Annotated in this window: 25 protein-coding genes and 3 tRNA genes; 19 read left to right on the forward strand and 9 right to left on the reverse strand. The window is 69.4% G+C overall.

Features of this window, described 5'->3' with window-relative positions:
- Positions 1 to 36 precede the first annotated feature (36 nt).
- Entirely contained in the window at positions 37 to 1,059 is a 1,023-nt protein-coding gene (locus WMR31_RS19130; RefSeq protein ID WP_340540490.1) for an ABC transporter ATP-binding protein, read from the forward strand.
- Positions 1,056 to 1,940, forward strand: a complete 885-nt coding sequence (locus WMR31_RS19135; protein ID WP_340540491.1) for a hypothetical protein — start codon at positions 1,056 to 1,058, stop codon at positions 1,938 to 1,940. Before WMR31_RS19130 ends, WMR31_RS19135 begins: the two co-directional genes overlap by 4 nt.
- Before the next feature lie 95 nt (positions 1,941 to 2,035).
- Here the strand turns inward: WMR31_RS19135 and WMR31_RS19140 are convergent, their stop codons facing one another.
- Together WMR31_RS19140 and WMR31_RS19145 are read right to left on the reverse strand one after the other, a co-directional pair.
- Complete coding sequence (locus tag WMR31_RS19140) at positions 2,036 to 2,689, reverse strand: response regulator (protein ID WP_340540492.1); 654 nt, start codon at positions 2,687 to 2,689, stop codon at positions 2,036 to 2,038.
- Complete coding sequence (locus WMR31_RS19145; RefSeq protein WP_340540493.1) at positions 2,686 to 3,840, reverse strand: sensor histidine kinase; 1,155 nt, start codon at positions 3,838 to 3,840, stop codon at positions 2,686 to 2,688. The genes WMR31_RS19140 and WMR31_RS19145 overlap by 4 nt, the downstream gene beginning before the upstream one ends.
- 128 nt (positions 3,841 to 3,968) lie before the next feature.
- On the opposite strand from WMR31_RS19145, the gene WMR31_RS19150 reads away from it, so the two are divergent.
- The 4 genes from WMR31_RS19150 to rdgB all read left to right on the forward strand — a co-directional run bounded on the left by WMR31_RS19150 (position 3,969) and on the right by rdgB (position 7,183).
- Positions 3,969 to 4,931, forward strand: a complete 963-nt coding sequence (locus WMR31_RS19150; RefSeq protein WP_340540494.1) for an ABC transporter ATP-binding protein — start codon at positions 3,969 to 3,971, stop codon at positions 4,929 to 4,931.
- Positions 4,928 to 5,743, forward strand: a complete 816-nt coding sequence (locus tag WMR31_RS19155) for an ABC-2 transporter permease (protein WP_340540495.1) — start codon at positions 4,928 to 4,930, stop codon at positions 5,741 to 5,743. The genes WMR31_RS19150 and WMR31_RS19155 overlap by 4 nt, the downstream gene beginning before the upstream one ends.
- 98 nt (positions 5,744 to 5,841) lie before the next feature.
- Positions 5,842 to 6,558: a ribonuclease PH gene (rph, locus tag WMR31_RS19160; RefSeq protein ID WP_340540496.1), complete on the forward strand. Its 717-nt coding sequence runs from the start codon at positions 5,842 to 5,844 to the stop codon at positions 6,556 to 6,558.
- Positions 6,551 to 7,183 carry an RdgB/HAM1 family non-canonical purine NTP pyrophosphatase gene (rdgB, locus tag WMR31_RS19165; protein WP_340540497.1) on the forward strand — a complete coding sequence of 211 codons (633 nt, stop codon included), beginning with the start codon at positions 6,551 to 6,553 and terminating at the stop codon, positions 7,181 to 7,183. The genes rph and rdgB overlap by 8 nt, the downstream gene beginning before the upstream one ends.
- Here the strand turns inward: rdgB and WMR31_RS19170 are convergent.
- The 3 genes from WMR31_RS19170 to bcp form a co-directional block, all read right to left on the reverse strand.
- The gene (locus WMR31_RS19170) at positions 7,180 to 8,076 is read right to left on the reverse strand and encodes a hypothetical protein (RefSeq protein ID WP_340540498.1); all 897 of its coding nucleotides are present in this window, start codon (positions 8,074 to 8,076) and stop codon (positions 7,180 to 7,182) included. The two genes, rdgB and WMR31_RS19170, sit on opposite strands and share 4 nt — an antisense overlap.
- A gap of 45 nt (positions 8,077 to 8,121) precedes the next feature.
- Positions 8,122 to 8,203, reverse strand: a tRNA-Leu gene (locus WMR31_RS19175).
- A gap of 56 nt (positions 8,204 to 8,259) precedes the next feature.
- Positions 8,260 to 8,736: a thioredoxin-dependent thiol peroxidase gene (bcp, locus tag WMR31_RS19180; RefSeq protein WP_340540499.1), complete on the reverse strand. Its 477-nt coding sequence runs from the start codon at positions 8,734 to 8,736 to the stop codon at positions 8,260 to 8,262.
- A 139-nt stretch (positions 8,737 to 8,875) separates the two neighbouring features.
- Here bcp and WMR31_RS19185 point away from each other — a divergent pair, with 139 nt between their 5' ends.
- The 7 genes from WMR31_RS19185 (at position 8,876) to WMR31_RS19215 (ending at position 13,149) form a co-directional block, all read left to right on the forward strand.
- The gene (locus WMR31_RS19185) at positions 8,876 to 9,568 is read left to right on the forward strand and encodes an energy-coupling factor ABC transporter permease (protein WP_340540500.1); all 693 of its coding nucleotides are present in this window, start codon (positions 8,876 to 8,878) and stop codon (positions 9,566 to 9,568) included.
- Complete coding sequence (locus WMR31_RS19190; RefSeq protein ID WP_340540501.1) at positions 9,565 to 9,939, forward strand: PDGLE domain-containing protein; 375 nt, start codon at positions 9,565 to 9,567, stop codon at positions 9,937 to 9,939. Before WMR31_RS19185 ends, WMR31_RS19190 begins: the two co-directional genes overlap by 4 nt.
- Positions 9,939 to 10,625: a cobalt ECF transporter T component CbiQ gene (gene cbiQ / locus WMR31_RS19195; protein WP_340540502.1), complete on the forward strand. Its 687-nt coding sequence runs from the start codon at positions 9,939 to 9,941 to the stop codon at positions 10,623 to 10,625. Before WMR31_RS19190 ends, cbiQ begins: the two co-directional genes overlap by 1 nt.
- Positions 10,622 to 11,377, forward strand: a complete 756-nt coding sequence (locus WMR31_RS19200) for an energy-coupling factor ABC transporter ATP-binding protein (protein ID WP_340540503.1) — start codon at positions 10,622 to 10,624, stop codon at positions 11,375 to 11,377. Before cbiQ ends, WMR31_RS19200 begins: the two co-directional genes overlap by 4 nt.
- On the forward strand, positions 11,374 to 11,622 hold the full coding sequence (locus WMR31_RS19205; protein ID WP_340540504.1) for a DUF3618 domain-containing protein: 249 nt from the start codon (positions 11,374 to 11,376) through the stop codon (positions 11,620 to 11,622). The genes WMR31_RS19200 and WMR31_RS19205 overlap by 4 nt, the downstream gene beginning before the upstream one ends.
- Positions 11,623 to 11,633: 11 nt before the next feature.
- Positions 11,634 to 11,969, forward strand: a complete 336-nt coding sequence (locus tag WMR31_RS19210; protein WP_340540505.1) for a GroES family chaperonin — start codon at positions 11,634 to 11,636, stop codon at positions 11,967 to 11,969.
- Between the two features lie 130 nt (positions 11,970 to 12,099).
- The gene (locus WMR31_RS19215) at positions 12,100 to 13,149 is read left to right on the forward strand and encodes a hypothetical protein (RefSeq protein ID WP_340540506.1); all 1,050 of its coding nucleotides are present in this window, start codon (positions 12,100 to 12,102) and stop codon (positions 13,147 to 13,149) included.
- 86 nt (positions 13,150 to 13,235) lie between these two features.
- On the opposite strand, the gene WMR31_RS19220 is transcribed toward WMR31_RS19215, so the two are convergent.
- Positions 13,236 to 13,308: transfer RNA gene (locus WMR31_RS19220), tRNA-Lys, on the reverse strand.
- An 82-nt stretch (positions 13,309 to 13,390) separates the two neighbouring features.
- Positions 13,391 to 15,001 carry a phytoene desaturase family protein gene (locus WMR31_RS19225; RefSeq protein ID WP_340540507.1) on the reverse strand — a complete coding sequence of 537 codons (1,611 nt, stop codon included), beginning with the start codon at positions 14,999 to 15,001 and terminating at the stop codon, positions 13,391 to 13,393.
- A 70-nt stretch (positions 15,002 to 15,071) separates the two neighbouring features.
- Here WMR31_RS19225 and WMR31_RS19230 point away from each other — a divergent pair, with 70 nt between their 5' ends.
- Positions 15,072 to 16,958 carry a penicillin acylase family protein gene (locus WMR31_RS19230; RefSeq protein ID WP_340540508.1) on the forward strand — a complete coding sequence of 629 codons (1,887 nt, stop codon included), beginning with the start codon at positions 15,072 to 15,074 and terminating at the stop codon, positions 16,956 to 16,958.
- A 70-nt stretch (positions 16,959 to 17,028) separates the two neighbouring features.
- On the opposite strand, the gene WMR31_RS19235 is transcribed toward WMR31_RS19230, so the two are convergent.
- Both WMR31_RS19235 and orn read right to left on the reverse strand, forming a co-directional pair.
- Positions 17,029 to 17,101: transfer RNA gene (locus WMR31_RS19235), tRNA-His, on the reverse strand.
- A gap of 41 nt (positions 17,102 to 17,142) precedes the next feature.
- Positions 17,143 to 17,757: an oligoribonuclease gene (orn, locus tag WMR31_RS19240; RefSeq protein WP_445321656.1), complete on the reverse strand. Its 615-nt coding sequence runs from the start codon at positions 17,755 to 17,757 to the stop codon at positions 17,143 to 17,145.
- A 127-nt stretch (positions 17,758 to 17,884) separates the two neighbouring features.
- Here orn and WMR31_RS19245 point away from each other — a divergent pair, with 127 nt between their 5' ends.
- The 5 genes from WMR31_RS19245 to WMR31_RS19265 all read left to right on the forward strand — a co-directional run bounded on the left by WMR31_RS19245 (position 17,885) and on the right by WMR31_RS19265 (position 21,297).
- Positions 17,885 to 18,376 (forward strand): MauE/DoxX family redox-associated membrane protein, encoded by a 492-nt coding sequence (locus WMR31_RS19245; RefSeq protein ID WP_340540510.1) that lies wholly within the window; start codon positions 17,885 to 17,887, stop codon positions 18,374 to 18,376.
- 3 nt (positions 18,377 to 18,379) lie between these two features.
- Positions 18,380 to 19,099, forward strand: a complete 720-nt coding sequence (locus WMR31_RS19250) for a DsbA family protein (protein WP_340540511.1) — start codon at positions 18,380 to 18,382, stop codon at positions 19,097 to 19,099.
- Positions 19,100 to 19,176: 77 nt separating this feature from the next.
- Positions 19,177 to 20,217 carry an adenosine deaminase gene (locus WMR31_RS19255; RefSeq protein WP_340540512.1) on the forward strand — a complete coding sequence of 347 codons (1,041 nt, stop codon included), beginning with the start codon at positions 19,177 to 19,179 and terminating at the stop codon, positions 20,215 to 20,217.
- A 208-nt stretch (positions 20,218 to 20,425) separates the two neighbouring features.
- Positions 20,426 to 20,992, forward strand: a complete 567-nt coding sequence (locus WMR31_RS19260) for a manganese efflux pump MntP (RefSeq protein ID WP_340540513.1) — start codon at positions 20,426 to 20,428, stop codon at positions 20,990 to 20,992.
- A gap of 5 nt (positions 20,993 to 20,997) precedes the next feature.
- The gene (locus WMR31_RS19265; protein ID WP_340540514.1) at positions 20,998 to 21,297 is read left to right on the forward strand and encodes a hypothetical protein; all 300 of its coding nucleotides are present in this window, start codon (positions 20,998 to 21,000) and stop codon (positions 21,295 to 21,297) included.
- The last annotated feature ends 105 nt before the right edge of the window (positions 21,298 to 21,402 follow it).

Below are 21,402 nucleotides of genomic sequence, written 5' to 3' on the forward strand. Positions count from 1 at the left end.
ACATCCCACCCGACACGCATCGGGCAGAGTGTCCGCATGATCAGCGTGGAGGGCCTGACTCGCACCTATGGCAGCTTCGTCGCGGTCGACAACGTCACCTTCACCTGCCAGCCCGGGCGGGTCACCGGATTCCTCGGACCCAACGGCGCCGGCAAGACCACCACGATGCGGATCCTGGTGGGGCTGACCCCGGCCACCCACGGTCGCGCGACCATCGGCGGCCTCGAGTACCGCGACATCGACAATCCAGGGCGCCACGTGGGCGTGCTCCTCGACGCAGGTGCCCAACATGGTGGTCGCACCGGCCGGGAGATCCTCACCCTCGGTGCCCTGGCGATGGGCCTTCCCCGGTCCCGGGTCGACGAGATGCTGCACCTGGTCTCCTTGACGCCCGAGGAGGCCGGACGGCGGCTGCGCAACTACTCCCTCGGCATGAAGCAGCGACTCGGGATCGCCCACGCGCTGCTCGGGGACCCCCAGGTGCTGATCCTCGACGAGCCTGCCAACGGTCTCGATCCAGCCGGCATCCGCTGGATGCGCGGCCTGCTCAAGGGTTACGCCGATCGTGGCGGCACCGTGCTGCTCTCGAGTCACCTCCTGCACGAGGTCGAGCAGATCGCCGACGAGATGATCCTCATCGGCCACGGCCGCATCGTCGCCCAGGGCGACAAGAAGTCGTTGTTGGCCTCCAACAAGGCCGGACGCGCCGCGACCACCACGGTGACATCGCTCGAGAACGCCAAGTTCGCCGACCTCCTGCGCCAGCGCGGCCTGACCGTCACCGAAGGGCCAGATGCACTGACCGTCTCCGCGGAGGCTGTCGAGGTAGGGCGGACGGCCGCCGAGCACCAGATCGTGCTCACCGACCTCCGTGCGGTCGACCGAGGCTTGGAGGATCTCTTCCTGGAGCTGACCTCCAGCACCCAGCGCGACCCGGGCGCGGCGATGAGCGGCTCCGCGCCAGGTTCGGCCTCACCCTCGTACCCGCCCGGCCCGCCCCCCAGCGGCTTCCCGCCCCCTCCACCGTCCGGTCAGCAGCACCCAGGAGTACCCCGATGAGCGACTACGGCCACCAGCCCGGGCCGCCGCCGGCTCCCCAGCAACCTCCGGCCCAACCTCGGCCCTCCGGGCCACCCGGATCACCGCCCGGACACGACCACCAGATGCAGGCCTCGGCTACCCCGTCGGTCTCGTTCCATCGGTGGGTCTACCTCGAGCTGCGCAAGTCCGTCGACACGCTCTCCGGATTCTGGCTGCTCGCCGCGATCGCGGTGTTCTTGGTGATCGTCGAGGGCTTCTTCCTGGTCGTCGGGCTCTTCGATACCTCCGGGTTCACCTTCACCATCTTCACGAGCCCGATGGCCTACGTGCTGCAACCGCTGCTCGCCACGCTGGCGATCATGCTCGTCACCAGCGAGTGGGGGCAGCGCACGGCGATGGTGACCTTCGCCCTCGAGCCCCGACGGACCCGGGTCCTCGCGGCCAAGCTCGTCGCAGCCTTGGCACTCACCGCGGCGTTCATCGTCGTCCTGCTCCTCATCGCGACGATCTGTTCCGGGATCCTCGCCGCGACCTCGGGTGGCGAACTGGAGTGGGATCTCGGCGTAGGCGACGTCATCGGGCTGATGCTGTTCTTGGGCATCGCGGTGATGATCGGCTTCGGCCTCGCCACCTTGATCCTCAACACCCCGGCCGCCATCGGCGCGTTCCCGATCGTCGCGTACGCGATCCCGTCCGGACTCGGTCTGGTAGGCCTGTTCTGGAGCGACTTCGCGCCGGTCGGTCGCTACCTGAACCTGCAGACCGCGACCAACCCGGTGCTCACCTGGTCGGTCGACACCGGCAGCGACTGGGGCCACTTATCGGTCGCCCTGCTCGTGTGGATGGTGATCCCACTGGGATTGGGCACGATGCGCCTGCTTCGGGCGGAAGTGAAGTAGGGCCGCGACGAGGAGCGGCGTCGTAGCGGATCGCGAACGTCGCCGATCGCGTACGTGACGGATCCGCTACGTGACGGATAGCGAACGCCGGGGTCTCAGTCGACAAGACCGGCGTCATGGACGCAGATCGCGATCTGGACGCGGTTGCTCACGCCGAGCTTGTCGAAGACACGCGACACGTGGGCCTTCACAGTGGGCACCGAGAGGAACAACGTCTCAGCGATCTCGGCATTGGCGAGGCCCCGGCCGATCGCCATCGCGACCTCCCGCTCGCGATCGGTCAGGGACGCGAGTCGGCGCTCGGCCTCCTGCGCACGATCGTCACCGTCCTCGCGGCGCACCTTGTCGATCAAAGTGCGAGTCACCGACGGCGAGAGCATCGGATCGCCGCTGGCAACCTTCCTGATGGCGGTGACGATCTCCTCGGGGGCGGTGTCCTTGAGCAGGAATCCATCCGCGCCCACGGCAAGCGCCTCGAGCACGTACTCGTCGGCGTCGAAGGTGGTCAGGACGATCACCCTGGGTGGCTCGGTCCGCTCTCTGAGGGCCTTGGTCGCCTCGATCCCGTTGAGCTTGGGCATCCGGATGTCCATGAGCACGACGTCCGGGGTCAGCCTGGTCGCCTGGGCCAGCCCGTCGTGACCGTCGACAGCCTCCCCGACGACGTCGAGATCGGGCTGCCCGCCGAGCATCAGGCGCAGCGCCGAGCGCACGAGTGGGTCGTCGTCGACGAGAAGGACGGTCGTCATGCGGTCCACGGTATCCATCCACGAAGCCGGAACTCGCCGTCATCGGAGACATGCTCGACGGTGCCGCCTCTCAACGTGGCCCGTTCGGCGAGCCCGATCAGACCGAGACCGGCCCCAGGTGTCACCGATCGGCCGAAACCGAGCGGATTGCGCAGCACCACCTCGATCCCCTCGTCGGGGTCGCCCGCGACGTCGATCCGCAGCTCGGCGCTCGGCGCGTGCTTGCGAGCATTGGTGATCCCCTCCTGCACGATCCGGTAGAGCGTGCGGCCCGTGTCCTCGGGGACGGGGTGATCCGGAGTGACCTGGTCGTGAAACTCGATCCGCATGCCCGACTCACGCGCCTCCGAGACCAGGTCGTCGAGGTCGGCATAGGTGGGCTGAGGAGCATGCATGGGCGCACCCTCGTCGTCGCGGAGCACCCCGAGGACGGCGCGCAGATCGGTCAGTGCCTGATGGGCGGCTTGGTGGATCACCGCCACTTCCGCACGCAGGTCGCTCGCGTCCAGGTCGTCGCGATAGCCGAGCGCGCCGGCGCGCATGGAGATCTGGGAGATCCGATGGGCGAGCACGTCGTGCATCTCGCGGGCGATGCGTCCCCGCTCCTCCAGGCGGGACTGCCCGGCCCGCAGCTCCTGCTCCGCCTCGGCGCGTTCGGCCCGCGCGCGCAGCGTCCACAGCAGCTCGCGGCGCGACCCGATGTACATGCCCCAGGCCAGCACGGCAGAGATGAAACCGGTGTTGATGATCAGCGTCACCCACCACTCCTCCCCGTCGTTGACCGGGTTCACCCGAGCGAACGCCTCGGTCGTGATCAGCGACAGCACACCGATCACGACGATCTGTCCCCAGTTGCGCCGAGTCGCGAGCGAGACGGCCGCCAGCGTGGCTGGCCCCGCAGCAAGCGCCGAGACCGAGGCGAGCAGTGCCGTCACCACCGCGACCGTCATCGGCCAACGCCGCCGGAAGAACACCAGGACGACGGCCGGGACGCCGCAGGCGATATCGAGGATCAGGCGCACCTGGTCCTGCGAGATCGTCAGCCATGCCATGGCGCCGATGAGAGCCATGACGAGAATCCGCCAGGTATGACTCCACCAGGTCAGGGCCGGCTGGTACTCCTCCGGCCGCGGGGAGTCATCGGTAGACACCCGACCAGCGTAGGGAGGGCGTGCGCCCCCGGCATCGTCCGGTCGCCTCGATGACCCCCTACTTTGGTCGCCCATCCGCATGCTCCCGGCCGATGCCGACGGCGGCATCCCGCAAGCACGATGGAGCCATGATCGAAGTGAACGCACTGACGAGGAAGTACGGGCCGTTCACGGCCGTCGACGACGTCACCTTCTCCTGCGAGCCCGGCCGGGTCACCGGCTTCCTCGGGCCGAACGGGGCGGGCAAGACCACCACGATGCGGATCATGGTGGGGCTGACGCCGCCGACCAGCGGCCGGGCGACCATCGGCGGGCACCTGTACCGCGACATCCCGAACCCCGGACGGCACGTCGGTGTCCTCCTCGACGCCGGGGCCCAGCACGCCGGCCGGACGGGGCGCGAGATCCTCACCATCGGTGCGAAGACCATGGGACTTCCCGCCAGCCGGGTCGACGAGATGCTGGAGATGGTCTCCCTCGACGACACCGAGGCGAACCGGCGGCTGCGCAACTACTCCCTCGGCATGAAGCAGCGGCTCGGCATCGCGCACGCGCTGCTCGGCGACCCCGAGGTCCTGATCCTCGACGAGCCGGCCAACGGCCTCGACCCCGCCGGCATCCGCTGGATGCGCGACCTCCTCACCGGATACGCCCGCCGTGGCGGCACGGTGCTCCTGTCGAGCCACCTGCTCAACGAGGTCGAGCTGATCGCAGACAACCTCGTTCTCATCGGGCGCGGCAAGATCGTGGCCCAGGGTGACAAGAAGACCCTGCGCTCGCTCGACTCGACGGTGAGCAGCCTGGTCGACGCGCTGGACCGAGATGCACTGGTCAAGGGACTCGAATCCGACGGGTACACCGTCACACCCGACGGCACCTGCTTCCGCGTGAACGCGAGCACCGCCGACGTCGGACGCTCGGCCCTCGAGCACCTCGTCGTCCTGACCGATCTCCGCGACGGTGCCATGGGGCTCGAGGACCTCTTCCTCGACCTCACCGCAGACACCCAGCGCGACGGCGCCGCCGCGTCGATGCCCCCCGCCGTGCCGGCCCACGCCGCGCAGGCCACCTCGGAAGGAGCCCACCGATGAGCACCCACGCCGCCGAACGCGCCACGATCGACGTCTCGCAGACGGCCCCGGTCCCCTTCGGCCGCCTGGTCAAGGTCGAGTGGCGCAAGATGATCGACACCCGCAGTGGGTTCTGGCTACTCACCATCACCGCGATCCTGCTCGTCTTCGCTGCGGCGATCTCGCTGCTGGTGGTCGCGCTCAACGACGGCATCACGATGAGTGCCGGAGCGTGGTCGCAGACCATGAGCATCCCGCTCCAGATCCTGCTTCCGGCCATCGCGATCCTGACGGTCACCAGCGAATGGAGCCAACGCACCGGGCTGGTCACCTTCACCCTCGTCCCGCACCGGATGCAGCTCATCGGCGCCAAGGCCGCCGCAGTGTTCCTGCTTGCCGTGGCCACGATCGTCCTGGCGATCGGACTCGGCGCCATCGGCAACATCGTGGCTGCTCAGATCGGCGGGTACGACGCCACATGGAACCTGACCGCGTACGAGCTCTTCGCGTCCGTGGTCGTCCAGCTGCTGTTCTTCTTCATGGCCTTCGGGATCGGCATGGCCCTGCTCAACACGCCCGGCGCGATCGCGGTCTACTACATCGCCGCACTGCTGCTCCCGATCATGGTCTACAGCACCCTCATGGCCTTCTTCGGCTGGGCCGAGAGCCTCATCCCGTGGTTCGACATCACCTACTCCACGGTTCCGTTCCTCGAGACCAACCCAGACATCAGCGGCACCGACGTCGCCAAGCTGGTCACCTCCGTCGTGATCTGGGTCGTGCTCCCGATCGCCATCGGCACCCGTCGAGTGCTCACCTCCGAGCCGAAGTAGCGCTCCTCCTGGATCCGTCACGAAAGGGGATCCCGGTCGTCACGATCGGGATCCCCTTCGTGTGCGCTCCTCGACGTGACGGCACTAGGGTCGAGAACATGACCAACACCCTTCGCGAGGACGGCCGCGCCGACGACGAGCTGCGACCGATCCGGATCACCCGCCACTGGCTCGACCATGCGGCTGGATCGGTGCTCGTCGAGTTCGGCAAGACCCGGGTGCTGTGCGCCGCCTCGGCCTCGACCGGGGTGCCGCGCTGGCGAAAGGGATCCGGGCTCGGCTGGGTCACCGCCGAGTACGCGATGCTGCCGGCCTCGACCCACACCCGGTCCGACCGCGAGTCGGTCAAGGGCCGGATCGGTGGGCGCACCCACGAGATCAGCCGTCTGATCGGCCGGTCCCTGCGCGCCGTCATCGACTACAAGGCGATGGGGGAGAACACCATCCAGCTCGACTGCGACGTGCTCCAGGCCGACGGCGGCACCCGCACCGCCGCCATCACGGGCGCCTACGTCGCCCTCGCCGACGCCTGCGCGTCCCTCGGGGTCCTCGATGCGCTCACCGGGTCGGTCGCGGCGGTCTCGGTCGGCATCATCGACGGCGTACCGCGCCTGGACCTTCCCTATGTCGAGGACGTGCGAGCCGAGACGGACATGAACGTGGTGATGACCGGCGCCGGGTCCTACGTCGAGGTGCAGGGCACGGCCGAAGGAGCGGCCTTCGACCGACGCGAGCTCGACGCGCTGCTCACCCTGGCCGAGAAGGGCTGTGCCGACCTCACCATCTTGCAGCGCGAGGCGCTCGCGGATGGCTGAGGCGCCTCGCATCCACCTGGCCTCACGCAACGCCAAGAAGCTCGCCGAGCTGGAGCGGATCCTGACCGAGCACCTCCCCGGGGTCGCCGTGCTCGGCCTCGACGACGTCGCGGGCTACGACGAACCCGTGGAGGACGCCGCGACGTTCGCCGGGAACGCTCTGCTCAAGGCGCGAGCCGGCGCCGCGGCCACCGGCCTGCCGACCCTCGCCGACGACAGTGGTCTGTGCGTCGACGCCCTCAACGAGATGCCGGGGGTCCTGTCCGCGCGCTGGTCGGGGCCACCGAAGGACGACGCCCGCAACAACCGGCTGCTGCTCGACCAGCTCTCGGACGTCCCCGACGACCGCCGCGGAGCGCACTTTCGCTGTGCGGTCGCTCTCGTGGTGCCCGGAGGTGTCGAGCAGGTGGTCGAAGGACGCATGGACGGCCGGATCGCGCGCGAGCCGAGGGGCACCGGTGGCTTCGGCTACGACGTGCTCTTCGAGGCCGACGAACGTCCGGGCGCGACCACGGCAGAGCTCACGGTGGCGGAGAAGGACGCGATCTCCCACCGGGGCAAGGCGCTGCGCGAGCTCGCCCCGCGGCTCCCCGGGCTACTGGCCGGCAGGGGCGAAGAGCGCTAGGCCGTCCACGTCCAACTGGCCAGCAGCTTCTCGAAGTCACCCTTGGAGATGCTGTCGCCGCTACGCGGGTAGCTGAGACCGATCGAGTACTGCGTGCCTCCGTGGAGGGTCAGGTACACGATCTGGGTCAAAGGCACGCCGGCGTTGTTGCTGCGGTCGGGGACCTCGATGCCGATCGCGCGCTCGCCGTCGATCTCGATGTCGGGGATGTCTACCGTCGTGGCGCCGTCGGAGCTGCTCACGTTCCGCTTCCACAGGGCCTCGAGCTCCTCGGGACTCGACGCAGGCGAGGGGATGGCCTCGACGATCACGTTGCTCTGGGCCACGGCGATCGAGGAGCCGAGCACGACGAAGGTGTCGATCGAGCCCCCGCCGGGGATCTTCCCGGCCTCATCGGTCACGTCGGTCCAGGCGGCATCGGGCAGGGTGAAGGTGTAGCCGTCGCCGGTGATCGTGGAGCCGTCACCGGGCTCGACGTTCGGGTCGATCTGGGGGTCGGTGGTCGTGGTCCCATCGCTGGGAGAGCCCGTCGCGGGGTCCGACGTCGTCGGCTCTTCGCTCTGTGATCCACCGCTGCTGGGTTCGTCGCTGCCGGGTTCTTCGGGACCCGACGAGGTCGGATCGGCCGACTGCTCGTCGTCGTCGCCGGAGATCACGAGGGTGACGACGAAGGCGGCGATCACGACGACCGCCGCCACCACGATCGCGACGATCAGTCCGGTCCGGCGTGGTTTGCCACCTGGGCCCGAGGGACCTCCGGGCGGGACGGTGGACCAACCGTCGGGCGGCCCACCCTGGAAGGGCGGATTCTGGGGTGGCCCCGGCGGGCCCGAAGGGGAGGAGCCGTAGGGCGAGGACGGCGGAGGTGTGCCCCACGGGGTCTGCTCACTCACCTGGCCATTATGCGAGGTGCGGCCCGACGCGTGGTTGTCGGCGGGTGCCGGAGGGGGGACTTGAACCCCCACGCCCGAAGGCACAGGTACCTAAAACCTGCGTGTCTGCCAATTCCACCACTCCGGCGAGAGCGCTCAGTCTCTCAGCCGGGTCCGCGACTGTCGCAGTGGGCCCGGACGCGGTCAGTCGAGACCGAGGTCGCGGCGCAGCTTGGCGACGTGGCCGGTCGCCTTGACGTTGTACTGGGCCAGGTCGACCTTGCCGTCCTCGTCGACCACGATCGTCGAGCGGATCACTCCCTCGACGGTCTTGCCATAGAGCTTCTTCTCCCCGAAGGCGCCGTAGGCCTGCATGGTCGCCTTGTCGGGGTCGGAGAGCAGTCGGATGCCGAGCCCCTCCTTCTCGCGGAAGCGGGCCAGCTTCTCCGGCTTGTCAGGAGAGATGCCGAGGACCTCGTAGCCCTCCGCCTGCAGCGACGCCAAGGAATCGGTGAAGTCGCACGCCTGCTTGGTGCAGCCCGGGGTCATCGCGGCCGGATAGAAGTAGACGATGACCTTGCGGCCTCGTAGGTCCTTCAGGGAGACCGACTCGCCGGCGTCGTCCGCGAGGGCGAAGTCGGGAGCAACATCTCCGGGGGACAGGCGGCTGGGGGTGCTCATCGTGGTGGCTCCTGAGCTGGCGGGCGAAAGTTCACGTTGTGTTGGCTATCGCAAACGACTTGCAGAAAGATAGGCTGCGCAATGGCCTAATGACGGAGCCTACTCAGTCGTCCAGGCGACAGAGCCAAGGAGTGTGCCGATGCACGTGCCCGACGGTTTCCTCGACGCGCCCACGTCGATCGCCACCGGGGTGATAGCGGCAGGAGCCGTCGCGGTGTCCTTGCGCAAGGCACGTGGCGAGCTCGACGACCGCACCGCACCGCTTGCGGGCCTGGTCGCCGCATTCATCTTCGCGACCCAGATGTTGAACTTCCCGGTGGCCGGCGGGACGAGCGGTCATCTGATGGGTGGTGCGCTCGCCGCCGTGCTGGTCGGACCGTGGACGGGGGTTCTCGCGACGGCAGTGGTCCTCGTCGTCCAGTGCCTCCTGTTCGCCGACGGTGGCGTCAGTGCGCTCGGCACGAACATCATCTTGATGTCGGTGGTCACCGTGGGGGTGGGGTGGCTGGCCTTCCGCGGTGTCCAGGCGCTGTTGCCGAAACGAGTGTCGATGGTGCCGGTGGCGGCGGGGATCGGAGCATTCCTCAGCGTGCCGGTCGCGGCACTGGTGTTCGTGGGCCTCTATGCGATCGGTGGCACAGCCGACCTCTCGCTCGGCAAGCTCGCCGCGGCGATGGTGGGCGTGCACCTCCTGATCGGCGTCGGGGAAGGGATCATCACCTTCTTGGCAGTGGGCAGCGTGGTCGCTGCCCGGCCCGACCTCGTCTACGGTGCTCGGCGCGTCCTCGCGGCCCGCACCCTCGAGGTCCGCACGGCCGGGGCCTCGGCATGAGCGCCGCGCGCCACCGGGTCTCGACCCGCGTCGTGGCGATCTCGGTCCTCGTCGTGGCGCTCATCCTCGCCGGGGTCGTCAGCTTCTACGCCGCCAGCACGCCGGACGGACTGACCAAGGTCTCCGAGGACGAGGGCTTCGCCCACACCGAGACCGAGCACGACGCAGCCGAGGGCCCGTTCGCGGGCTACGGCACCAGCTTCATCGACAACGATCGCCTCAGCGGCGGGGTCGCCGGGGTCGTGGGGGTCGTCGCAGTGCTTGCCGTCTTCGGCGGGTTGACGCTCCTGCTGCGGCGTCGGGGGACACCGGGCGATCGGTCGCAGGAGGACTCGTCGGTCGAGCGCGAGACCGACTCGGCCGCCTCCTGATGGGTGGGCCGCACGGGCATCTGCTCCACTTCCACGCTCACTCACCGATCCATCGGACCCCCGCTCACGTCAAGATCCTGACGCTGGTCGGCTTCATGCTCCTCGTCGTGGCCACCCCGCGCGGCTGGTATCTGGCATACGGGGTCTACCTCATCGCGTTGCTGGTGGTCGTCGCGGCGAGTCGGGTCCCGCCGACCTACCTGCTCAAGCGCATGGTGATCGAGACCCCGTTCGTGCTCTTCGCGGTGCTGCTCCCGTTCGTCGCGACCGGGCCACGCACCGAGTTCCTCGGCCTGACCGTCAGCGAGTCGGGTCTTCACGCAGGCACGGCGCTGCTGATCAAGGGGACCCTCGGGGTCCTCGCGAGCCTCACCCTCGCCGCCACCACCGAGCCTCAGGCGCTGCTCGCCGGCCTGGCCCGACTGCGCGTGCCCTCGCTGATGGTGCAGATCATGGGATTCATGATCCGCTACCTCGAAGTGGTCACCGACGAGCTGCGACGCATGGCCATCGCGCGCGAGTCCCGCGGCTTCCGGGCTCGGAACCCGCGACACTGGTCGGTACTTGCCCGCTCGTTCGGAGCCCTCTTCATCCGGAGCTTCGAGCGGGGCGAGCGGGTCCATCTCGCGATGCTCTCCCGGGGATACGACGGCACCACCCCGGACGCGGTCATGAGATCGTCATGAGCGTGCCGGTCCTCGACGTCGCTGGTCTCGCCTACGCCTACCCCGACGGGCACCAGGCGCTGTACGGGGTCGACCTGCACGTACACGCGGGGGAGCGGGTCGCCCTGCTGGGTCCCAATGGCGCGGGCAAGACCACCCTGGTGCTGCACCTCAACGGGATCCTCACCGCGGGGGCGGGCAGTGTCGAGGTCGGCGGCCTGCCGGTCCGCAAGGAGAACCTGCAGGAGATCCGTCGTCGGGTCGGCATCGTCTTCCAGGACCCCGACGATCAGCTGTTCATGGGCACGGTCCGCGCCGACGTCGCGTTCGGTCCGGCGAACCTCGGGCTCAAGGGTCCCGAGCTCGAGGCGCGTGTCATGGAGGCGCTCGACCAGGTCGGCATGGCCGACTTCGCCTCGCGTGCGCCGCACCATCTCTCCTTCGGCCAGCGACGGCGGGTGGCGGTGGCCACGGTGCTGGCGATGCGACCGGAGATCCTCGTCCTCGACGAGCCGTCCTCGAACCTGGATCCAGCCTCGCGTCGTGAGCTCGCCGACATCCTGCGCTCACTCGATGTCACGGTGCTCATGGTCACTCACGACCTGCCCTACGCCTTCGAGTTGTGCCCGCGATCGGTCGTGCTGAGCGATGGTCAGGTCGTGGCCGACGGGTCCACCTTCGACGTGTTGACCGACGACGCGCTGATGCGAGCGCACCGTTTGGAGCTGCCCTTCGGATTCGACCCGCGTCGCATTGATAGCCTTCCAGGGTGAGCGACGAACTCTCCGAACTGGAGACCGAGATCCAGGAGACCCGGGAGCGGCTGGCGGCGACCATCGACCAGTTGCTGTACCGCTCGAGTCCCAAGACCATCGCGCGTCGCGAGGTGGCCAGCATCAAGGGCCACTACGTCGATGCGGCCACCGGGCAGCCCCGGACCGACAACATCCTCAAGACCGTGGGCATCGTGGTCGGGACCGTCGCCGTATTCGTGGTCCTGCGTCGGGTGACCCGCTGATCCGACCCGTCATGACCGAACCAGACGGCCTCAAGCAACCGATCAAGATGCTCCACGACCGGGTGCTGTGCGAGCTCGACCGAGAGACCGGCGAACGGCGGTCCTCGGGCGGCATCGTCATCCCAGCGACCGCCGCGATGGGCGGGCGCCGGCTGGCATGGGCTGTGGTCGCGGCCGTCGGCCCACACGCGAGGTCGATCGAGGTCGGTGATCGGGTCCTCTTCGACCCCGAGGACAAGGCCGAGGTCGAGGTGCAGGGCGACACCTACGTCGTCATGCGCGAGCGCGACGTGCACGCCGTCGCCGCGGACCGTCTCGGCGATGAGGCAGCCGGACTGTATCTATAGGTCACGACCGCGCGGCCCGTCGAGGCGTCCTCCGGGCCCGGTTTCTCCCCAGGTTTCTGGTGCCTGCAGTTCTCCACAGGCGGCCCAGACGCCGCTCGCGTGGCCCGCGATCCGCTGTTGAGGTGGCTCCATGACCACCTCACCGATGACCCATTCCCTCGCCCCGCTCGGCTCCGGGCGTCCGATCGAGGACGCCGAGTCAAGCGCTCGCACCGCCCTGGCAGAAGTCGCTCACGCGACCGTGGCCGACCTGGATGCAGCCGCTTGCCGGATGCTCCTCCTGCGCCTCACCGCACTGGCCGGCCAGGTCGCCGAACTCGAACTGCGGGTGCTCCGGCGCGCAGAGCAGGTCCGCGCCGGCGAGGAGCGCGGCGCCAAGTCGACCGCGACCTGGCTGGCCGTCGCCACTCGCCAATCGCGTCGTGCCACCCATGACAAGGCTCGATTGGCGCGTGGACTCGCTGAGTTCCCCGCGATGCGCGAGGCGATGGCCGAGGGCCGGCTGCTGCCACGACAGGCCAAGGTGATCCTCGAGTCGACGGCCGACGTCGTCGGGAGCCGTTCCCAGCTGATCGGGCGACTCGTCGCCGCCGCGGACTCCAAGGACGACTCCGAGCTGAGCGTTCTCGCCCGCGACCTCATGGCCACGTCTGCGACCACCTCGAGCCGGGACGAGAGCGACAACCCGCTCACGCTGGCGCCGCCGATCGGACCAGGCCCGCTCGAGATCACCCGAGAAGCCACCTGGTCCGAGCAGGGACGGGCCCCCGACCTCACCCGGTCTGTCAGCTCCGACCCCACTGACGATCCCGCTGACAGCCCGACTGACATCGCCACCGGTCATGAGACTGCCGACGCCCACGGGCCGGCCACTGTCCATGATGCCGAGCACGAGCGGCCCGCGATCACCGCCGACGATCCTCCCGACGCCGAGCCAGCGGACGCCACGGCACCCGACCGGTGCTCGAAGTCACGGCTCCATGCGCTCGTGGCGCGGGTCGACGCACTTCGTCGGTGGTGGACCGGTCGCCGCTTCCCATGCCATCGAGAGCGATCCGACATACCCGACACGCGTCCTGTGACAGGTGTGCGAGCGGCACATGGCGCCTTCGGTTGGCACGTCCACCTCGGGATCACCTGCCCGCACGAGGGCGGCACCGATGGTCGCCACCGCCGGTGAGGCGGGACTCACGATCGACTCGCCCCGACCACGGCCCGATGGAGACAGATCGACCCCCGACCGGGGCTGGTCGGGGGCCGAAGCGGTACGCCATCAGGGACTCGAACCCCGAACCCGCTGATTAAGAGTCAGCTGCTCTGCCAATTGAGCTAATGGCGCATGCGAGTGAACGCAGGAAGGAACGTTACCAGCGCGATGGTGCGCCACGAAATTCGGGAGCGCCCCCGGCGGCCCCGGAGGGTCACAGCGAGGCGAGCACGGCCTGCGCTGCATTGTGGCCGCCGATCCCCGAGACCGCGCCGCCACGTCGTGCACCCGATCCGCAGAGCAGGACCGCATCGTGGTCGGTCTGCACGCCCCACTGCTGGGCAGGGGTGTCCAGGCGAGCCCGGGAGGAGGCCCACGGCCAGTCGAGGTCTCCATGGAAGATGTGGCCGCCGGGCATCGCGAGGTCACGCTCGATGTCTTGGGGGACCTTCGCCTCGATGCACGGGCTCCCGTCCGGATGACGGGCGACGCAGGCCGAGAGCGGCTCGACCAGGTGCTCGTCGAGCGAGGCGATCGCCCGCTCGACCGCGAGGTGCTTGGCCGCTTCGGGATCAGCGTCGAACAGCGAGGCCGGGGTATGCAGCCCGAAGTACGTCAGTGTGTGCATGCCCGGGGCGACGTCGCCCAGGATGCTCGGATCGGTCAGTGAGTGGCAGTACACCTCGCCGGGCATCGACGTCGGGATCCGGCCGGCGGCGGCCTCGGCGTAGGCCGACTCCAGCTGGCTGAAGTCCTCGCCGAGGTGCAGGGTGCCCGCGAACGCCGTGGCCGGATCGATTCCCGAACGCAGACGGGGCAGGCGGTCGAGAAGGACGTTGATCTTGAGTTGGGCCCCTTGCGGCTTCGTCTCGAGCTCCTCCGGCTCGCCGAGGAGGATCCGCAGCACCCAAGGCGCGACGTTCGCCAGCACGAAGCGCGCTCCAACGGTGCGAGAGCCGTGCGATTCGTCCCAGGTCACCTCGGCGCCCGCGCCTGACGCGCCGGTGCGGATGTCGCTGACCCCGGCTCCGGTCCGGATCGTGGCCCCCGCCTCGGTCGCGGCACGATGCAGCGCGTCGGTGACCGCCCCCATGCCGCCGACCGGAACCCGCCACTCGCCAGTCCCGTTCCCGATCAGGTGGTAGAGGAAGCAGCGGTTCTGGATCAGCGAAGGATCGTGCAGAGACGCGAACGTGCCGATGAGGGCATCGGTCGCCACCACGCCGCGGACCGTGTCGTCCCGGAATCGGCGTTCCACCGCGGCCCCGATCGGCTCCAGGACCAGCTCCCGCCAGATCGTCGGGTCGACCTGCTCGCGCAGATCCCGCTCGTGCGGGAGCGGTCGGAGCAGGGTCGGCGCCACCACGCGGGCGAGTTCGCCGACCTCCGCGTAGAAGGCACGCCAGGCTTCGTACTCCTCATCGGAGCCGGTCAGCGCGGCGAAGGAGCGTCTGGTCGCATCGCCCTCGTCACGCTCGACGTACAGTCCCGACGCGACCCCGTCCCGCAGGGTCGGGGTGTAGGACGCGGTCGAGCGCGAGCGCAAGGTGACGTCGAGGCCGAGGTCCGACATCAACGCCTCGGGCATGACCGAGACCAGATAGGAGTACCGCGAGAGCCGCGTCGGCCAGCCGTCGAACGCCGCGGCCGAGACCGCGGCACCACCGGTGTGGTCCAAGCGCTCGAGGAGGAGCACCGACACGCCCGCGCGGGCGAGGTAGGCGGCTGCGACCAGCCCGTTGTGACCGCCGCCGACGATGACGACGTCGTAGTTCTCGGCGAGATCTCCTGGATGCGTGGGGGGATGACCGGGGGGAGGAGTCATCTGTCCACCGTATCGACCGCGGCCCCGGCCTCCGTTCAACCGGCGCGACGCGACACTAGTGTCACTACCCATGGCCCGGATCTACCGCGACGCATACGGGATCCCTCACGTCCGCGCGGCCGATGTACGGGATCTCGCTCATGGACAAGGGTTCGCGATCGCTCAGGACCGCGCCTGGCAGCTCGAGTGGTTGCGCCGTCGCGTGACCGGGACGACCGCGGAGGTCCTCGGCGACGCCGGCGTCCCGTGGGACCGGTTCTCGGTGTCGGTCCGGATCATCGACACCGCCCAGCGTGCCTACGAAGCGCTCACTGAGGCCTCACGCCGGTTCGTCGCCGCCTACGCCGACGGGGTGAGCGCGGCGTTCGCGGCCGGCGCGGGGCGCGGGTCTCACGAGTTCGAGGCCCTCGGCATCTCGCCGCAGGCGTGGCCGGCGTGGATGCCGCTGGCGACCTTCCACGCCCAGCAGATCCTGTTCGCCAACATCGGCTCGCTGCTGTGGCAGCGACGGGTCGACGACGTGCTCGGAGCCGAGAGCGCCCTGCTCGAGCGGGAGGGGCCGCACTCGGCCGGCAGCAATGCCTGGGTCGTGGGAGGTGCGCGCACGGCCTCCGGCTCCCCGCTCATCGGCGGCGACCCGCACCGTAACTTCGAGTCGCCGGGTGTCTACCACCAGGTGCGTCTGGCCTGCGAGGATCCCGACGACCTGTTCGACGTCGTCGGGTTCAGCTTCGCCGGCACCCCCGGCGTTCAGCACTTCGCTCATGCCGGAGAGGTCGCGTGGGCGATCACCAACGCGATGGCGAGGTACCAGGACCTCGACGACCTCGGGTCCGCTGCGGGCGCGGAGGGAACCCCTCCCGACCGGCCGACCGTGCTGCCGGGCGTCGGCCTGCGCGGGCCGTCGACGGAGCTGGGAGACCTGGGCTTCGAGGCCCTCCTGCCGCTGCTGCGCTCGCGCACCGTCGACGACGTCGACGCGGCCCTGGAGCACTGGGTCGAACCGGTGAACAACGTCGTGATCGCCGACGTGCGCGGGACCGTGCGCTACCGATGGGCCGGACGGGTACCCGTGCGGGACGAGCGCGGGCGGTGGACCGGCTGGCGCACCGACCGGCATCGGCTCGACGTGGGGTCCGAGGGACAGATCGTCACCGCCAACGACCGGCGCGGGCCGCAGAGCGCAGAGCTGGGGGAGGAGTTCGCGCCACCGCATCGCGGTGAGCGCATCGCCGCCCTGCTGGCGAACCGCACCGGACTGACCTCCGCGGACTTCGAGCAGATCCACAACGACACTCTGCTCGGCGGCCTTGAGGCATTGCGGCCGTTCCTCCCTGAGCGGCTGCGTGACTGGGACGGGCGGATGGACGCCGACTCGGCCACAGCGGCCGACTTCGTCGCGTGGCGCTCGGCGTTCGTCCGGCGGATCGCCGCTGAGCCGGTGTTCGACGCGCTCCGCGAGCCACCGCCGGACCGATTGTTCGCCCCGTACTTCGACGTGACCTTCGCGATCGGCCATGCGTTGGCGACGCTCGCCGCGGCCGGGACGCCGTTCGGCATCGACCTCGCCCGGCACGCCGTGCTGGCCGATCTGGAGAGCGAGCCCCGTCCGACCTGGGGGAGCACCCACGTCTACTCGCCCGCGCACCCGTTCGATCTCGCCGACCACCTCCAGGCGCCACCGGTGCCCGAGGTCCCGCTGAGCGGCGACCAGGACTGTGTGCGGTGCGTCGGGTCGATGCCCGGGATCGACGACGGCGCCTACCGGGGCGCGGTGGCCCGGTACGTGTGGGACCTCGCCGACCGCCAGGCCGGCGGCTGGGTGGTCCCGATGGGCGCCTCGGGCGACCCTGCGTCCCCGCACTACGCCGATCAGCTGACCTTGTGGGCGCAGGGAACGCTGGCGCCCATCGTGACCGACTGGGACCGCCTGATCGAGATCACCCACTCCCGCTGAGCGGCGGAGGGGATCTGCGTCGGAGACGGCCGAGCCCCCGGCTGCGGGGCCGGGGGCTCGGACTTCTCTGGGTGAGTAACGGGACTTGAACCCGCGACATCCGCGACCACAACGCGGCGCTCTACCAGCTGAGCTATACCCACCATCGTCCCGGACGACCGGGACCGCATGAAGTGTAGACGTATCAGGGCGCCGGATCAGAATCGGTTGTCGCCGGATCGGACGCGAGGCCGGTCAGAGCGCCCCCGTGCCGCGCGGCGATCTCGCGGGCGGCCGCGGTGTCGGGCCCGGGCGGAGGTACGAACACCGCGTCGCGGTAGTAGCGCAGCTCCTCGATGCTCTCCTGGATATCGGCGAGCGCGCGGTGGTTGCCACGCTTGGCGGGAGCGGCGAAGTAGGCCCGCGGGTACCAGCGACGAGACAGCTCCTTGATCGAGGAGACGTCGACGATGCGGTAGTGCAGGAAGGCGTCGAGGTCGGCCATGTCGCGTGCCAGGAAGGCGCGATCGGTCGCGACGCTGTTGCCGGCGAGCGGCGGCCGGCTGTCGGGGCCGCAGTGCTCGGTGAGGTAGGCCATCACCTGCTGCTCGGCCTCGGCGAGACTCACGCCGTCGGCGAGCTCGTCGAGCAGCCCGGAGGTGGTGTGCATGTCGCGGACGAAGTCGATCATCTGCTCCAGTGCCGCCTCAGGCGGCTTGATGATGATGTCGACCCCTTCGCCGAGGACATTGAGGTCGAAGTCGGTGACCAGCGCCGCCACCTCCACGAGCGCGTCGGCGCCGAGGTCGAGGCCGGTCATCTCACAGTCGATCCAGACCAGTCGTTCGTTCACGGTCGCTCACCCTACGGGCATGTGAGCCGGTCGACACCGCGGGACGGCTCCTTTCTCAGCGCCGCTTTAGACCCAGCAGATAGCGTGGCTTCCCGTGAAGCAGTGGGTCGCTCTGGTCGCGCGCCTCGTCGTGGGCGGGGTGTGGATCGCTGCCGGCCTGGCCAAGATCACCAACCCGCTCGGGAGCGTTCAGGCGGTGCAGGCCTACGAGCTCCTGCCGAACTCCCTGGCCGTGCCGATCGGCTACATCCTGCCCCCGCTGGAGATCGTGGTCGGTCTCGCGCTGGTCGTGGGAGTGCTGACCCGGGGCGCGGCACTGATCTCGGCGATCCTGTTCGTCGCGTTCATCATCGGCATCGCCTCAGCGTGGGCGCGGGGCCTGGAGATCGACTGTGGTTGCTTCGGAGGCGGCGGCTACGATCCGGATGCGTCCTCGAAGTATCCCTGGGAGATCGCTCGGGACGTCGCCCTGCTGGCCGCATCGCTCTTCTTGGTCTGGGTGGGGTCGCGACGGTGGTCGCTCGACTCGCTGCTGTTCCGTACAACCTCGCGTGAGGACCGCGAGCACGACCTGGAGGGTGTGTAGAAGATGTCGAACAAGCCGAAGGCGCAGGCCAAGGCTGAGGCGCGAGCCGCTCGGCTGGCCGAGATCAAGAAGGCCGAGAAGGCTGCCGAGCGACGCCGCAACCTGATGATCGCCGGCGTCGCGGTGGTCGTGCTCGCCATCTTGGGTGGTGTCTTCTACTTCGTGAGCCGTTCCAACGACGTCGAGGCCACCGACGCCGGCTCCAGCAAGTACGGCGTCACGATCGGCTCGAAGGACGCCCCGCACACCCTGGTGATCTACGAGGACTTCCTCTGCCCGGCCTGTGGCGCGTTGGAGGAGGCGACCGGCGAGCGGCTCACTAAGCTCGCCGACGAGGGCAAGGTGCTCGTCGAGTACCGCCCGTTCACCCTGCTCGACCGGTTCGGTCCCTACTCCGCGGAGTCCGCGAGCGCCTTCGGCGTGGTGCTGGAGGAGTCCGGCCCCGAGATCGCAAAGAAGTTCCACGACATCCTCTACGCCAACCAGCCCGCCGAGGACGCCGAGAGCTTCCCGGGCTCCGACTGGCTGATCGAGAAGGCGGTCGAGGCCGGCGCCGACGAGGCCGCCGTCCGCCCGGGCATCGAGGAGGGCGAGAACGACTGGGCGAAGGAGGCCACCAAGGAGGCCTTCGAAGCCGGCGTCCAGGGCACCCCGACGGTGCTCCTCGACGGCGAGACCTTCACCGGCAAGTACGAGGACCTCTGGAAGGCCCTCGAGGACTGACGTCGCCCTGGCCCGGCACGCGTACCGGCTCAGCGCGAACTGGCCCCACGGGCACGGGGCCTGGCAGCATCGCGCGAATGAGCACGCCGTCCGCATCGAGGCCCGAGTCGCCGCACGCCGCATTCATCGCGGGTCTGCCCAAGGCCGAACTTCACGTCCACCACGTCGGATCGGCGTCGATGCGGATCGTCGGTGAGCTCGCCGAACGTCATCCGGGAACGGTCCCCACCGACCCCGAGGCGCTCCGGGCCTTCTACGAGTTCCGGGACTTCGCGCACTTCATCGAGGTCTACCTGGCGGTCGTCGACCTGATCCGTACTCCCGACGACGTCCGCTACCTCACCTACGAGGTGGCCCGCGAGCTGGCGACCGAGCAGAACGTGCGCTACGCCGAGCTCACCTGCACGCCCTACACCTCGGTCGTGCGAGGAATCGCGATCGAGGGCTACACCGAGGCGATCGAGGACGCCCGGGTGGCGGCCGAACGCGACTTCGGGCTGACCATGCGCTGGATCTACGACATCCCGGGGGAGTCAGGTATCCCCGCAGCCGACGCGACGCTGTCCTACGCACTCGATCATCGACCCGAGGCTCTTGTCGGGTTCGGGCTCGGCGGACCCGAGATCGGTGTACCGCGGGCGCAGTTCGCCCCGCACTTCGATGCCGCCCGGGAGGCCGGGCTGCACTCGGTCCCGCACGCGGGCGAGACCACCGGCCCCGACACCGTGTGGGACGCGTTGCGGCTCCTCGGTGCCGAACGGATCGGCCACGGCACGTCCGCGGTCGCCGACCCCGCGCTGCTCACCCACCTCGCGGACCGGGCGATCCCGCTGGAGGTGTGTCCCTCCTCGAACATCGCCACGCGGGCGGTCGCCTCGCTCGAGGAGCACCCGCTGCGCCGCTTCGTCGAGGCGGGCGTGGTCGTGACGATCAACTCCGACGACCCGCCGATGTTCGCGACCACGCTCAACCGAGAGTACGAGATCGCCGCCGACCTGCTCGGGCTCGGCGAGCCGGGTCTGGCCGACCTGGCCCGCACCGCAGTCACGTCGTCGTTCGCCCCGGACGACGTCAAGACCCGGGTCCTCGGAGAGATCAGCGACTACGCCGGCGACTGACCACGCACCGGAGAGACTCAAGGCCCCGCGGTCTCATACGCCGCGGGGCCGAGTCCTGTCTAACCGATCGCGCCGCGCCGACTGGGTAGGCGCGCCGGAGAGCCCGCGGCTGCGGCCGATGCGTCACCCCAGCCCCTGCTTTGCCAGAATGCGCACCGACGACGAGGGAGTCGACCGGCCTCCGCACGTCAGCCCCTGAAAGGTCCACATGTCGCTCCTCACGCTGTTCCTGATCGCGCTCGGTGTCTCGGCCGACGCGTTCGCGGTCGCGGTCGGCAAGGGCCTCCACATGCGTCGGCTCCGGATGGCCGACGCCGTCCTGCTCGCGCTCACCTTCGGCGTCTTCCAGGCGCTGATGCCCACGATCGGGTGGCTGCTGGGCACCGGGTTCGCCGACAAGGTCACCGCGGTCGACCACTGGATCGCGTTCGGGCTGCTCGCGGCCATCGGCGCGAAGATGATCTGGGAGGCCTTCCAGGACGACGACGAGGAAGAGTCGGAGGAGCCACGGATCCCGATCCGGGAGATGCTGATCCTCGGCGTCGCCACCAGCATCGACGCCCTCGCGGTCGGCATCGGCTTCGCCTTCTTGGACGTCAGCATCCTCGGTGCGGTGATCCTGATCGGCATCACCACGTTCGTGATCTCGCTGGCCGGCGTGGCGATCGGCCACCGCGCCGGGGCCCGCTACCAAGGACCTGCCGAGGTCGTCGGCGGACTGATCCTCATCGTGATCGGCCTGCGGATCCTGCTCGACCACCTCGGCGTCCTCTGACCCCGATGACACCGCCGATTCGATCCGGCATCGAGTGGTCGACGGTGGCCATCGCGATCGCTCTCTGGCTGGTCGGCCTCGGATGCCTCGGGTACGCCGTCGGACTCGTCGTCGTCAACGACTTCGACCTCGGTCGCGATCTCAACGACCACCCGCACGCGCGCTACCACGTGCCGCTGTATCTGGTCGCCGGGCTTCTCGGCGTCCTCGGCGTCTCCTTGGTGCGGGGCGGCCTCGGCTTCCTGACGGCGATGCGTGAGCGCCAGTGCGATGCCGGCCGCAGGCGTCCGAAGCGGCGCGCCTGATCGACCCGGTCGTCGGTGCCCCCGGCAGTGTGCTGGTTCAGGACATAGGAAACCCATGTCTCAGGACATAGGAAACTCGATGCTGGCCGGTGTCGAAGGCAAGGC

This window comes from Nocardioides epinepheli (genome assembly GCF_037936805.1).
In the GTDB taxonomy this organism is placed as follows: Bacteria; Actinomycetota; Actinomycetes; order Propionibacteriales; family Nocardioidaceae; genus Nocardioides.